Origin of the sequence: Mycobacterium sp. KBS0706, assembly GCF_005938675.2 — a bacterium.
Lineage (GTDB): Bacteria > Pseudomonadota > Alphaproteobacteria > DSM-16000 > Inquilinaceae > Inquilinus.
Window position 1 is genome coordinate 1 of sequence record NZ_VCCH02000045.1, and the last position, 12,045, is coordinate 12,045.

10 protein-coding genes are annotated in these 12,045 nt (G+C 65.7%); 5 read left to right on the top strand and 5 right to left on the bottom strand.

Annotated elements, in window-relative coordinates; genetic code table 11:
- Positions 1 to 909: OmpA family protein (locus FFK22_RS23065; RefSeq protein WP_221938787.1), on the bottom strand; the 909-nt coding region annotated here is incomplete at its 3' end.
- A 254-nt stretch (positions 910 to 1,163) separates the two neighbouring features.
- Positions 1,164 to 2,207 carry a LacI family DNA-binding transcriptional regulator gene (locus FFK22_RS23070; RefSeq protein ID WP_138892055.1) on the bottom strand — a complete coding sequence of 348 codons (1,044 nt, stop codon included), beginning with the start codon at positions 2,205 to 2,207 and terminating at the stop codon, positions 1,164 to 1,166.
- A gap of 203 nt (positions 2,208 to 2,410) precedes the next feature.
- Here FFK22_RS23070 and FFK22_RS23075 point away from each other — a divergent pair, with 203 nt between their 5' ends.
- From FFK22_RS23075 to FFK22_RS23090, 4 genes are all read left to right on the top strand, one after another.
- The gene (locus FFK22_RS23075) at positions 2,411 to 3,688 is read left to right on the top strand and encodes an ABC transporter substrate-binding protein (protein WP_138892054.1); all 1,278 of its coding nucleotides are present in this window, start codon (positions 2,411 to 2,413) and stop codon (positions 3,686 to 3,688) included.
- Between the two features lie 9 nt (positions 3,689 to 3,697).
- On the top strand, positions 3,698 to 5,365 hold the full coding sequence (locus tag FFK22_RS23080; protein ID WP_138892053.1) for a DapH/DapD/GlmU-related protein: 1,668 nt from the start codon (positions 3,698 to 3,700) through the stop codon (positions 5,363 to 5,365).
- A gap of 305 nt (positions 5,366 to 5,670) precedes the next feature.
- Positions 5,671 to 6,450 carry a universal stress protein gene (locus tag FFK22_RS23085; protein WP_143956860.1) on the top strand — a complete coding sequence of 260 codons (780 nt, stop codon included), beginning with the start codon at positions 5,671 to 5,673 and terminating at the stop codon, positions 6,448 to 6,450.
- 158 nt (positions 6,451 to 6,608) lie between these two features.
- Positions 6,609 to 7,244 carry a DUF4019 domain-containing protein gene (locus tag FFK22_RS23090; RefSeq protein WP_138890569.1) on the top strand — a complete coding sequence of 212 codons (636 nt, stop codon included), beginning with the start codon at positions 6,609 to 6,611 and terminating at the stop codon, positions 7,242 to 7,244.
- 74 nt (positions 7,245 to 7,318) lie between these two features.
- Here FFK22_RS23090 and FFK22_RS23095 read toward each other — a convergent pair whose 3' ends face one another.
- Entirely contained in the window at positions 7,319 to 8,296 is a 978-nt protein-coding gene (locus tag FFK22_RS23095; protein WP_221938788.1) for a LysR substrate-binding domain-containing protein, read from the bottom strand.
- Positions 8,297 to 8,716: 420 nt separating this feature from the next.
- Here FFK22_RS23095 and FFK22_RS23100 point away from each other — a divergent pair, with 420 nt between their 5' ends.
- A complete protein-coding gene (locus tag FFK22_RS23100) occupies positions 8,717 to 9,535 on the top strand; it encodes an alpha/beta fold hydrolase (RefSeq protein WP_138890570.1) in 819 nt (272 codons plus the stop codon).
- Positions 9,536 to 9,900: 365 nt separating this feature from the next.
- Here FFK22_RS23100 and FFK22_RS23105 read toward each other — a convergent pair whose 3' ends face one another.
- Together FFK22_RS23105 and FFK22_RS23110 are read right to left on the bottom strand one after the other, a co-directional pair.
- Positions 9,901 to 11,127, bottom strand: coding sequence for an IS256 family transposase (locus FFK22_RS23105; protein ID WP_143956861.1), 1,227 nt, complete (start codon positions 11,125 to 11,127; stop codon positions 9,901 to 9,903).
- Between the two features lie 431 nt (positions 11,128 to 11,558).
- The gene (locus FFK22_RS23110) at positions 11,559 to 12,008 is read right to left on the bottom strand and encodes a hypothetical protein (RefSeq protein ID WP_138890572.1); all 450 of its coding nucleotides are present in this window, start codon (positions 12,006 to 12,008) and stop codon (positions 11,559 to 11,561) included.
- Positions 12,009 to 12,045: the final 37 nt, after the last annotated feature.

Below are 12,045 nucleotides of genomic sequence, written 5' to 3' on the forward strand. Positions count from 1 at the left end.
CGGCACCAGCGGATCGGCCTCGCCGACGCCACGGGTCACGATCTCGCTGTCGGCGACGCCGTCGGACACCAGCTCGCGGCGCACAGCTTCGGCGCGGCGGACCGACAGGGCCTGGTTGTACTTGTCCGAGCCCGAGCGGTCGGTGTGGCCGGTGACGTCGATGCGGGTGCTCTTGCCCTGCAACGCGTCGGAGGCGGCCGAGCCGACGATCTGCCTGGCCTCAGGCGTCAGCTTCGAGCTGTCGAAGTCGAAGAACACCAGGTAGCTGCGGGCCTGGGTGACTTCCTGGACCGGCTCCGGCGGCGGCGCTTCTTCCGCGGCGCCGAAGGTGTAGCGCAGGCCGACAAGGACGGTGTGGTTGTTGTTGTCGTCCGACTTGATCCGGACGCCATTGTCCTTGAAGGTCGGCCCCTGGGTGCCGAGGTAGCGGTATTCGACGGTCGCGGCCATGTTCGGCGCGAAGTTGTAGGCCACGCCGGCGATGCCCTGATAGGCGAGGGCCGCTTTGGTCGAGCTGAAGTAGTTGCCCGGGCCGCTCGGGTTGAAGTCGGCGTCCACCAGCGCCAGGCCGATGCCGGCGCCGACATAGGGCACGAAGGGCGAGCCGAAATCGAAGTCGTAGTAGCCGTTCGCCATCAGGCCGTAGGTGGTCTGGTGGTTGTTGCCGTCGTGGCTGTTCTCCCGGATGCTGGCCTCCAGGTCGGTGCGGAAGCCGTTGCCGAAGCCGTAGCCGACATAGAGGTTGCCGGCCGGCCCGACATCGTAGTCGTCCTTGTTCAGGCCGTTGCCCTGGAGGAAGTTGGCGCCCGCTCCGGCACCGACATAAAGGCCGCCTACCTGCTGCGCCATGGCCGGCGTCGCGGCGAGCATTGCTGCTGCCCCCGCGGCGAAGACGATGCGTCTGGTCATTCCTGACTCCACGAATTTCTCGCTAGGATTTCGGTCTCGAATCTCGTCCCAGGTCAGACGATACAGACGCATACAGTCTTGAATGCTTGCCAAAATGGCGCGCAGCGGCATTGTCGCACCTTGAACCGTCATCGGTCCGTCACACGGGTGCGGCGGGAGAACAGGCGAAAACTCGCCGGAAGGCCGGGACAGCAAGGTTTTGAGAGGGGCGTGGCCCTCCGGCAACACCGCTCCGGGATCACCCGCCGGCGCCCTCAGCGCCGCGGCGGCGGGGCGGTGCTGGCGCGGACGATCAGGCGGTAAGGCACCTCGACGCCGCGCTTCGGCCCGGCGACTCCGGCCAGCCTTTCGGCCAGCAGGCGCATCGCCTCGAAGCCCAGCCGGCGGGACGGCTGGTCGATGGTGGTCAGCGGCGGATCGGTGACGGCGGCGAAGTAGATGTTGTCGAAGCCCACGATCGAGATGTCCTCCGGCACCCTCAGGCCCGCCTGCTTGATGGTGCGGATGGCGCCCATGGCGATCTCGTCGCTGCCGCAGAACACGGCGGTCGGCGGCTCGGGCAGCTCCAGCAGCTCCGCCATCTGCTCCGCCCCGGTCGCGATCGAGAACGGACCGTAGCGCACCATCTCGGGCCGCGGCGCGAGCCCGGCCTCGGCCAGCGCCTCGGCATAGCCGGCGAAGCGCTTCGGCGTCGCCGTGGTCGCGGGGCTGCCGCCGATATGGCCGATGCGGCGGTGGCCCAGCCCGATCAGATGGCGCGTCGCTTCCCGCCCGCCGGCCTTGTTGTCGATCTCGACCACTGGCACGCCGGGGGCGGCGACCGGCTCGATCACCGCCACCAGCCGTTGCTGCAGCGCCGGGGCCTTCAGCGGCTCCGGCATCCGGCCGCCCAGGAGCAGCATGCCGTCGACTGCGCCGGTCAGCAGCTGGCGGGCATGCTCCTCCGCCCGCGCCGGGTCGCCGGCGGTGTTGCCGATCAGCACGTGGAAGCCGGCCGCCACCGCCGCCTCCTCGGCGCCCAGCAGCACCGAGGCGTGGAACGGGTTGGCGATGTTCGGCACCATCACGAACACCTGCCGCGCCTGCTGCAGGCGCAGGCCGCGGGCCATGCGGTTGACGACATAGCCGGTGTCGCGCACCGCCGCTTCGATCCGCTCTCGCGTCTCCCCGGTCACCCGCGGCGACCCGGCCAGGGCGCGGCTGACCGTCGCCACCGACACGCCGGCGATGCGGGCGATGTCGGCCATGCGCGGCCGCCCGTCCTCGGGCGCCGGCGGCAGGCTGCGGCTGCGGCTCACGGCCGGATCTCGGAATCCTGGATCATGCCGCGACGATGCCCGGAACGGCGGTGCGGGCCAAGGGGGGCGAACGCCCGCTCCGCCCAAGGGCGTATTGCGAATTGACAGCGGGCGCTTTCCCCGGTTCACTTGTAACCAATTGGTTACTTCGCCGGCGCGGCCAACCCGCCCGGATCATCGGCAACCAGGCAGGGGAGGGTGCGATGTCGGCTGCGATCGGGCGCAGATCCGTGTTGGCCGGGGCAATGGGATTGGCGGGGGCGGCGGCGCTGCCGGCGGCCTTGCGGGCCGAATCGGCGCGGCTGCGCGTCGTCTGGTGGGGCAATGACGACCGCACCCGCCGCACGCTGGAGGTGCTGAAACTGTACCAGGCCAAGGCGCAGGGCGCCGAGCTGGTGGGCGAGGTCAGCAACGCCGAATACTTTCCCAAGCTCGCCACCCAGCTGGTCGGGCGCAGCGCGCCGGACATCTTCCAGCTCGAACCCGGCAGCTTTGCCGATTTCGTCCAGCGCGGCGCCACGCTGCCGCTCGACGATTTCATGCCGCAGCCGATCGACACCGCCGGAATCGGCCGCGACCTGCTCGACCTCTGCGCCCTGGACGGCAAGGTCCAGGGCATCCCGCACGGCCTGAATTCCTTCGCCCTGATGTACGACACCGCCGTGTTCAAGGCGGCCGGCATTGCCCCGCCCGACGAGAAGACCAGCTGGGACGACTATGCCGACCGGATGGCCGAGCTGACCAAGGCGGCGGGCCGCGACCAGTATTGGGGCTCCTGCGACGCCAGCGGCTACGGCTTCGCCTTCCAGGTCTGGCTGCGCCAGCGCGGCGCCGACCTGTTCACCGCCGACCGGGCGCTCGGCTTCGGCCAGGACCATGCCGCAGAGTGGTTCAGCTACTGGGACAAGATGCGCCGGGCCGGCGGCTGCGTGCCGGCCGACATCGCGGCGCTCAGCCCGGATTCGACCATCACCCAGATGCCGCTGATCCAGGGCAAGGCGGCAACCAGCTTGGCCTTCTCCAACCAGATCGTCGGCATGCAGTCCGCCACCACGGCGCCGCTGGCCCTGACGATGTATCCGAACGGCGGCCCCGGGGCGAAGCCGGGGCAGTTCTACCGGCCGGCCACGTGCTGGTCGATCTACGCCCGGTGCGAGGCGCCGGAGGCAGCGGCCGGCTTCATCGCCTTCTTCCTCAACGACCCCGAGGCCGCCAAGGTGCTAGGGGTCGAGCGCGGCGTGCCGATGGCCCCGACCGTGCGTGATCTGATCCTGCCGACGCTGAAGCCGGTGGAGCGCGCCACGATCGACTACGTCAACTTCATTGCCGACAAGGTCGGCCCCTATCCGCCGCCGCCGCCCAAGGGGTCGCAGCAATTCGGCCGGGTGCTGAAGCGGGTGGCGGACACGGTCGCCTTCGGCAGCGCCTCGATCAGCGACGGCGCCGCCCAGCTGATCGCCGACGCCCGCGGCATTCTCTGAGGAAATCCGATGTCGGTCCCGGATGCCCGCCCGGTCGAGGAGTTCGACTCCCATCCCTGGCGGTTCGAGAGCCAGGCCACGGACGCGCAGCGCCGGGCGCAGGCGGAATTCGTCGCCGAGCTGGCGCAGCGCCTGCCGCTCCAGCTCGGCGAGGCCTGCTACCTGTCGCCCCAGGCCTATATCTTCCCCGACAGCCTGACGCTGGGCGGCCGCTGCGTCGTCGCAGCCGGGGTGCGCCTGCACGGCCGGCTGACCGCCGGCGACCACTGCTCGATCAACCTGCACGCCTCGGTGATCGGTCAGGTCCGCATGGGCTCCTGGGTCCGCATCGCCGCCGGGGCCATGATCGCCGGCTTCGACCATGTCTCGGACGATCCGGAAAAGCCGATCGCGCAGCAGGGCGTGTCGACCAAGGGCATCGAGATCGGCGACGACGTCTGGATCGGTGCCAATGCCGTGGTCACCGACGGGGTGCGGATCGGCAGCCATTGCATCGTCGCCGCCGGGGCGGTGGTGACCCGCGACGTGCCGGACTATGCGCTGGTCGGCGGCAATCCGGCCCGGCTGATCCGCGACCGCCGCCGCCCTCGGGGAGCGCCCCCGGCCGATGCGCCGCTGGAAGAGGTCAAGGCGTTCGACGCGCGGATCGCGGAGGAGTGGCCGGCGATCCTGGCCGCGCATGCGGCGCCGCCCGGCCAGCCCTCCTGGTACCAGGACCCGCGCAACGCCGGGAGGGCGCCGTTCCGCGCCGATTGCGACGCGATCCAGATCGCGGCGATGTTCGGCGCCGTGCCGCCGCCCTTCGGCCGGGAGGACTGGATCGCCCGCCTGCAGGCGCTGCAGGATCCGGACACCGGGCTGTGCTTCAACCCGGACACGCCCGATACGGTCCGCCGCGACCCGCCGGCCGATCCCGGCGGCGACAATCTCTACAACATCCTCTGCGTCGGCTACGCGCTGGAATGCCTCGGCGCATCCTTCCGTCATCCCGTCGCCTGGGCCTCGCGGCTCGACCCCGCGGCGCTGCAGCGGGCGCTCGACGGGCTGCCCTGGGCTGAGCGCGGCTGGGGCTCCGGCGCCTGGGTCGATGCGCTGGGTACGGCCTATTATCTCAATGCCCGCGATTTCGGCGATCCGGGCCAGCTCACCATGCTGATCGGCTGGCTGACCACCCGGGCCAGCGCGACCACCGGGCTGTGGAGCAGCCCGGCCGGCGACGACTGGCTGCAGCCGGTGAACGGCTTCTACCGGCTGACCCGCGGCACCTACGCCCAGTTCGGCCTGCCGCTGCCCTATGCGGAGCGGACGATCGATTCCGTCCTGGCCCATCTCCGCCGCAACGGCGGGTTCGAACCCACCGGCTTCAACGCCTGCAACGTGCTCGACGTGGTGCATCCGCTGATGCTCTGCGCCCGCCAGACCAACTATCGCGCGGCGGAGATCACCGAGGCCCTGCGCGCTCTGCTCGCCGCCGCGTTCCGTCACCACCAGCCCGGCCGCGGCTTCGCCTTCAGCCGTGGGGAAGAGCCAGGGTTGCAGGGAACGGAGATGTGGCTGTCGATCGTCGCCCTGATCCTGACCCATCTCGGCCTGGCCGACGCGGTGGGGTTCCGGCTGGTGGGTGTGCACCGCTGGGGCCCGGCCCTGCCGGTCGATCGGATCTGGCCGCAGCGTTAGGAACCGCGGCCAAGCCCGCGCGGCGTCGGTCGAGACACGTCGTCCTGGTGGTTGAAACTTGACACTCGGTACCTGCCCGGTGAGTCGGCTTTGGGTGAGAAGCGGCCCCGCGGACGGAGCGGCGAGACGTCCGGATCGCGCGAATTCCGGACATTGCCCGGTCGTCTCCGAAGCGGACGTCCAAAGGCCCGATGTATGCATTCGGCGCCATTGCCATATATCAGTTCTGGAGGGCGGTTTCTCCGCTCTCGGCCAAGAGGCGCATGCCTCGATAGGTGCCGGCACTGGCCGGCCAAGGAGGCCCGATGCCTTACAAGGATATCGTGGTGTTCCTCGATGCGACGTGCGACACCCCGCCCCGGCTCGATCTCGCGATCTCCCTCGCCCAGGAACACGGGGCAAGACTGCTCGGCGTCGACGTCAGCACGTCGGCGGCGTTCGAGGGGCGATGGAAGGACCAGGCGACCGGCCTTCAGGCCCTGTTCCAATCCCAGCTGGACAGCGCCCATCTCGATGGCGAGTTCCGGGCTGCTGATCGCTCCGCCGGCAGCTGGAAATCGCTCTATGCTCATTTCGCCGACCTGGTCATCGCCACCCAGCGTCACGAGACCAACGCGGAAGTCGTCTTGCCCGCGGTTCCTCAGGATGTCCTGCTCTCGGCGGGGGTGCCGCTCATCGTGCTCCCGCCCGACTGGCAACCAGAGCCCGTGGGCCGGAATATCGTTCTCGCCTGGAATGCAAGCCGCGAGGCAACTCGCGCCGTTCACGACGCGCTGCCGCTTTTGTCTCGTGCCGAAAAGGTGACACTGTTCGAGTTTGCGCCGCCAGCCGACCAGACAGAATCGGCGCCAGGCCTGATGGCGGACCATCTTCGCCGGCACGGTATCGATGCCGAGCTGTTCACTTGGCCGGATACAGGCGACAATTCCCTGCTCGACGCCCTATTCTCCTGCCTTGACCGGCAGCGGGCGGATCTCATTGTTGCCGGCGCCTACGGCCATTCCCCGTTGTTTGAACGTCTGTTCGGCGGCGTGAGCCAGGATCTGATCCACAATGTGTCGATGCCGGTTCTGATGTCGCATTAGCGGCGACTTGACCGTCCGGAAGCGGATGTGTGGACTCCGCTCTGGAAAGCGGACAAGGCTCGAATCGACCCATTCCGGTCAGCGGCCAAATGACTCGCAACCGATCCTTTGCGACTGTCAGCGCGGCATGAGAATGTTCCATTTTTGGGACATCAACGATGAAGACATCACTGATTGCCGCCGTTTTGATCATCGATCTTGCTGCCTGCTTAACCCTTCCTGTAGCTACGCTGGCTCAGGCCCCGCTAACCGCTGGAAAACCAGCGAGATCTCAGCAGATCAATATTACCAGCGACTCTCAGCGAGGCTGGGTCCCGTCGCCGCAGCAAATGCAGCAAGTTCGTCTGGCAACTGAAAAATATCTTTCGGCACTCGATGAGGAAAGATATATGGCTGCCTACGACTTGCTGACTCGGCGCAACAGAACCATCCTGCCGTTCGACAAATTTAGCAGCCTGCAGCACGATTTCTACCGACAATCTGGTCGATTAATACGGCGCGAGATTCTAAGACTTACCTGGACAAAATACCCAGAAACCTTCCCAGCATCCGGCGTGTACGCTGCCGTGGATTTTGCTGGCCGATTTGAGAATATTGATCGGCAATGCGGCTACATCGTCCTATATCAAGAATCAGTGAGTCAGCCATTCCAGGTGATGAGGTTCGAGAACAATTTTTTGACTAATGATATGGCGGCGGAAATGGAACGCCAAAAATCGCGCTCGGAGCTCGATCAATTGTGGGCCAAGCTCGCCGCAAACTGCCCAAATTACTCCCCGCCCACATCGCCCTAGCCGGATAGAGGCAGACCATATTCTTTCTGATGGATGACCGCTTTCCGCCCAAAGAGGACGTCTACCGTCACCGGCTATTGAGCTTCAACATAGCGTATGATGCTTTGGTTTTGAACGTTTGCGACCAATTCATCGGCTCGGGACAAAAGCCGACGAAGCAAGGGTGATGGATTTGCCCGATTGTATCCGAGGGCCAGATCGACCGTTGGCGTGCCGCCCTCGAGCGCTCTGGCGACGACGTTCGGCGCCAGCATGTTCTGCGCATAGAGGGGGACGAGGCTGATACCGCCCGTGGAGGCCACGAGCGACATGGCCGACGAGATGTTTTCGCCTTCGTACTTCGCCTTGAGGGTAATGCCGACCCGGGATGCGTAATTCTGTATGACCTCTTGCAGGACGGGGGACGTTCTTGCCGAGCTGACATAGATCTCGCGGGCGAGATCCTGGGGACGGATCGTCTTGCGCGATGCCAGACGGTGTTCGGCCGGCAGCACGGCAATCAAGGGCTCCTTCGCCAGCATCTTGAAGACGACGCCCTCGTTGCCTTTCTCGGGACGAAGGAAAGCGATGTCCAGCTTTCCCCGCATCAATGCCAGCGCGAGCTCTGGTGAAGACTGCGTGCTGAGGGTGACTTCGACATCGGGGGCTTCCTCGCGGAGGATGCGCAGAAGCTGGGGAAGCCACATCACCTCCAACCCGACGAGAAAGCCCATCGAGAGGACGGGCCTTTGCGGTTGCGCCGTCTGCCGGGCCCCCTCTGTTGCGGCCTCCACCTGCAACAGCGCCAGCCGCGCATGATCGAGAAACACGCGTCCGGCGGCAGTCAGCGCCACGCCGCGCGCCTGGCGTTCTAATAACTGCACGCCGACTTCGGCCTCGAGATCGCGGATCTGCCGGCTCAACGATGGCTGCGAGGTGTTCAGTCGTCGCTGGGCTGCGGTCAGCAGGCTGCCTTCTTCGGCGACGGCAACGAAATAGCGCAGGTGCCGGAGCTCCATGATCCCCTCGTATACCTTCCAGGCATAGCTCGAAGCGTACAAGGTCTTGGTCATCGGCCAAAGCGGGATTTACCGTATCGCTGTCTTCAACCAAGAAAAGGACAACGAACAATGTCTCCGCCGAAGCCCCGCGTCTTCAGCAAAGTGATCTCCGCACTCCAGGCCGATGAGCAAGACGTGATCGCGTACGTCGTCAACCATTCTGCAGCGCGATCGAGAGTGCTTCTCTCATTGCCCGGGGAGCGCGCGCGAATGCGCAGGAGCGGCGAATGGTGCCGCGCTGGTTCCGCCGATAACACGTCCGCGATGGGGTGATCCCGCGGCAAGGCTTCGCCGGCAAGGCCGCTGAACCTCGTGCCTTTTGGAAAGACAGGGGGCGCGATCTGTGGCCTGATGAGCTTGGGCCGCTCGCTTGTTTTAAATCCCCGTCCGCAAAACTTTGAATAAACCGAACAGCGCAGATGGAGCGACTCGATGTCCACGATCACGACCACAGACGGCGTAAACATCTTCTACAAGGACTGGGGCTCAGGCCAGCCGATCGTTTTCAGCCACGGCTGGCCGCTGACAGCGGACGACTGGGACGCCCAGATGAGCTTCTTCCTTCGCCACGGCTACCGGGTGATCGCCCACGACCGGCGCGGCCACGGCCGGTCCGATCAGCCCAACACCGGCAACGACATGGACACTTGGGTTGCCGACCTCGCGGCCCTGACTGAACACCTCGACCTGCGCGACGCGATCCACATCGGCCACTCCACGGGTGGCGGTGAGGTGGCTCGCTATGTCGCTCGCCACCAGGAGCGCGTCGCGAAGGCGGCGCTGGTCGCTTCACTGACGCCGAACATGTACCGGAGCGAGGACAACCCGTCCGGTCAGCCGCCGGAGTGGTTCGAAGCGATCCGGGCAGGCGTGCTGGGCAACCGGTCGGAGTTCTACCGTTTCGTCCCTGAGAATCCGTTCTACGGGTACAACCGAGATGGAGCGAAGCCTTCGGAGGCGATCATTGCGAACTGGTGGCGTCAAGGCATGGCCGGCGGTGCCCTCGCTCATTACGCAACCGTCGACTCTTGGCTCGAAGATTATACCGAAGACCTGAAGAAGATCACCGTGCCGGTGCTGGTGATGCATGGCGAGGCTGATCAAGTCGTCCCGTTCGCAAGTTCGGTGCCGCGTGCGGTCGACCTGCTGAAGAAGGGGTCGCTGAAGACTTATCCCGGCTATCCCCATGGCATGCTCACCACGCATGCGGATGTCCTCAACCCCGACCTGCTCTCGTTCATCAGGTCTTGACCGGCATCTCTCCTCCGTCATCGCCTTCCCGCACGAAGGAGATGCCGTTTGCAAGGCGGCCTCTCCTTCCAGTTCAAGAGACGGTATGCGACGGCCGCTTTTGGCCGATGTCGTTGAAAAAGTCGGGCCGGCATTCCGGCGGATAACAATGAACCCTGACGAAGGTCCGAAGCTTGCTGAATGATGCGGATTTTCGGCCTTTGCGATAGCGATCTTACCCAAAATGGCGTCCCAAGTAGTCGTTCGGGACTTTTCCAACGACATCGGCCCTTCCCGGTCTTCCAGGCCAAATGACGATCGTGTCCCCGGGAGTGGTGTAGGAGCGGCGATGAGATCGTCGCGCTCTCCGGCGTGAGCCGGGTCGGTCAGGCGGCCATGATGGGCAGGCTGACGAGGGGATCATCGCCGATGGCGGCGACGCTTTCCAGGGTCATGTAGCGGCAGCGCTGGACGGCCCATTCGTCGTTCTGTTCGAGCAGCAGGGCGCCAACCAAGCGGAGGATGGCGGCGTCGGTGGGGAAGATGCCGACGACCTCGGTGCGGCGCTTGATCTCGCCGTTGAGCCGCTCCAGCGGGTTGGTGGAGTGGATCTTGGACCAGTGGTCCTTGGGGAAGCCGATATAGGCCAGGACGTCGGTCTCGGCTGCATCCATGAAGCCGGCGAGCTTGGGAAGCTTGGGTCGGAGCTGGTCGGCGACCTTGCGCCATTGGGCCTGGCCGGCGGCGGCATCCTCCTGGGCGAAGGCGGTGGCGATGAAGGCCGAGACCACCCGGCGGCCGCTCTTGCCGGCGTGGGCGAGCGCGTTGCGCATGGGCCGAAGGCAACGCCCGAAGGGCGGTAAGTGCACCCGGCAGCGCTGCCAGGTGGCGTTCAGCACCCGGGCGGCAGCGGCCTTGAGCCCCTCATGCGCGTCGGAGACCACCAGCTTGACGCCGCGGAGGCCGCGCCGGGCGAGACCGCGCAGAAACTCCGTCCAGAAGGTCTCGGCCTCCGACGGGCCGACATCCAGGCCCAGCACCTCGCGGCGGCCGTCGGTGTTGGCGCCGACCGCCACGATCACCGCGACCGAGACGATCCGGCCGGCCTGGCGGACCTTCACGTAGGTGGCATCGATCCACAGATACGGCCAGTCGCCCTCGATCGGACGGGTCAGGAAGGCCTGGACCTTCTCGTCGATCTCCTCGCACAGCCGGCTCACCTGGCTCTTGGAGACACCCGAGCCGCCCATGGCAGGGACCAGATCGTCCACCGAGCGGGTCGAGATCCCCTGGACGTAGGCTTCCTGGATCACCGCCGCCAGCGCCTTCTCCGCCAGCCGCCGCGGCTCCAGGAAGCCGGGGAAGTAGCTGCCCGTCCGCAACTTCGGGATGCGCAGCTCCACCGTGCCGGCCCGGGTCTCCCAGTCGCGCTCGCGATAGCCGTTGCGCTGCGCCAGCCGCTCACCGCTCTTCTCGCCGAAGGCCGCGCCGGTCTTCGCCGTCACCTCCAGCTCCATCAGCCGCTGGGCGGCGAACCCGATCATCTCCCGCAGCAGATCCGCGTCGGCGCTCTTCTCCATCAACCCGCGCAGGGCCATCATGTCGTCGGTCATCTTCGGTTCCTTCGGTTCCAGGTTGGTGTCAGCAACCAGACCCTACCGGAGAACCGCAGATGACCACCGCTGTGGATAAGAGGCCCACCGCCGCCTGACTCTCGGCGGTCGCTGCGGCGGGCCTCTTACCCACAGCTCCTACACCTCCCGGGGGACACGACCCAAATGACGGGCGCCCGGAAGCGGCAATCGTCCTCGCCGCCGAAAAGCGGAACTGACCCGATTCGAACCACAGCGGCCCCGTCCGCTTTCGGGCAAGATTGAACCGTCGGAAATGTCCGCTTCCGGGCAGCGTGGAGCGCCCTCGACTGTCCGCAACGAGCCGGATGCGGACCAATAGGCAGGGGTGGCTTGGTCGCCACGCCCGCGACCGCAACGGGTCGACAGCTGCCATGGCCGATGGGTGCCAAGTGTCAGATTTTGACCACTAGCTAGCGGCGCCGCTCCTGATATTCCTCTTCGGTGAGTTCTTCGGGCTCCAGGTCACCGATGTGCAAAGACCAGCTCGTTCTCTGGAGCACCGGGTCGTTCTGGCGTCCTCCGAGGAACCACCAGGATCTGAGTTCCGGGTTGTCGTAAACCGACAGAATATCGCCATTCTCGAAAACCAGATCGAGCTGATCTTTGGACGCAATTCGCGCTTCGGCAATTTTTGTGCGGAGAATTCGGTCGACGTTCAAATACTTTTTGTCGCCATAGATTTCATAAGTATAATTGATTGCGCCGTCGCAGGATCTGTATGAGCATCGATCTGCCACGTTTAGCAATGCGTAGTCATCCTCAAACCAGAACATGAGATGATATTTATCGATGGTCACCTGTAGAAGCGCCCATCCGATGATGGGGGTGAAATCAAGCCTGTCGGTAAAGCCGATCGACATACCCGATCCTCCTTCTGATTTTTTTGATCCGCTTCCG

Bases quoted from the DNA above. Each gene is read 5' to 3' on its own strand.
- FFK22_RS23105 (WP_143956861.1), bottom strand. From the start codon at position 11,127: ATGACCGACGACATGATGGCCCTGCGCGGGTTGATGGAGAAGAGCGCC.
- FFK22_RS23075 (WP_138892054.1), top strand. From the start codon at position 2,411: ATGTCGGCTGCGATCGGGCGCAGATCCGTGTTGGCCGGGGCAATGGGA.
- FFK22_RS23080 (WP_138892053.1), top strand. From the start codon at position 3,698: ATGTCGGTCCCGGATGCCCGCCCGGTCGAGGAGTTCGACTCCCATCCC.
- FFK22_RS23110 (WP_138890572.1), bottom strand. From the start codon at position 12,008: ATGTCGATCGGCTTTACCGACAGGCTTGATTTCACCCCCATCATCGGA.
- FFK22_RS23095 (WP_221938788.1), bottom strand. From the start codon at position 8,296: ATGACCAAGACCTTGTACGCTTCGAGCTATGCCTGGAAGGTATACGAG.
- FFK22_RS23085 (WP_143956860.1), top strand. From the start codon at position 5,671: ATGCCTTACAAGGATATCGTGGTGTTCCTCGATGCGACGTGCGACACC.
- FFK22_RS23100 (WP_138890570.1), top strand. From the start codon at position 8,717: ATGTCCACGATCACGACCACAGACGGCGTAAACATCTTCTACAAGGAC.
- FFK22_RS23090 (WP_138890569.1), top strand. From the start codon at position 6,609: ATGAAGACATCACTGATTGCCGCCGTTTTGATCATCGATCTTGCTGCC.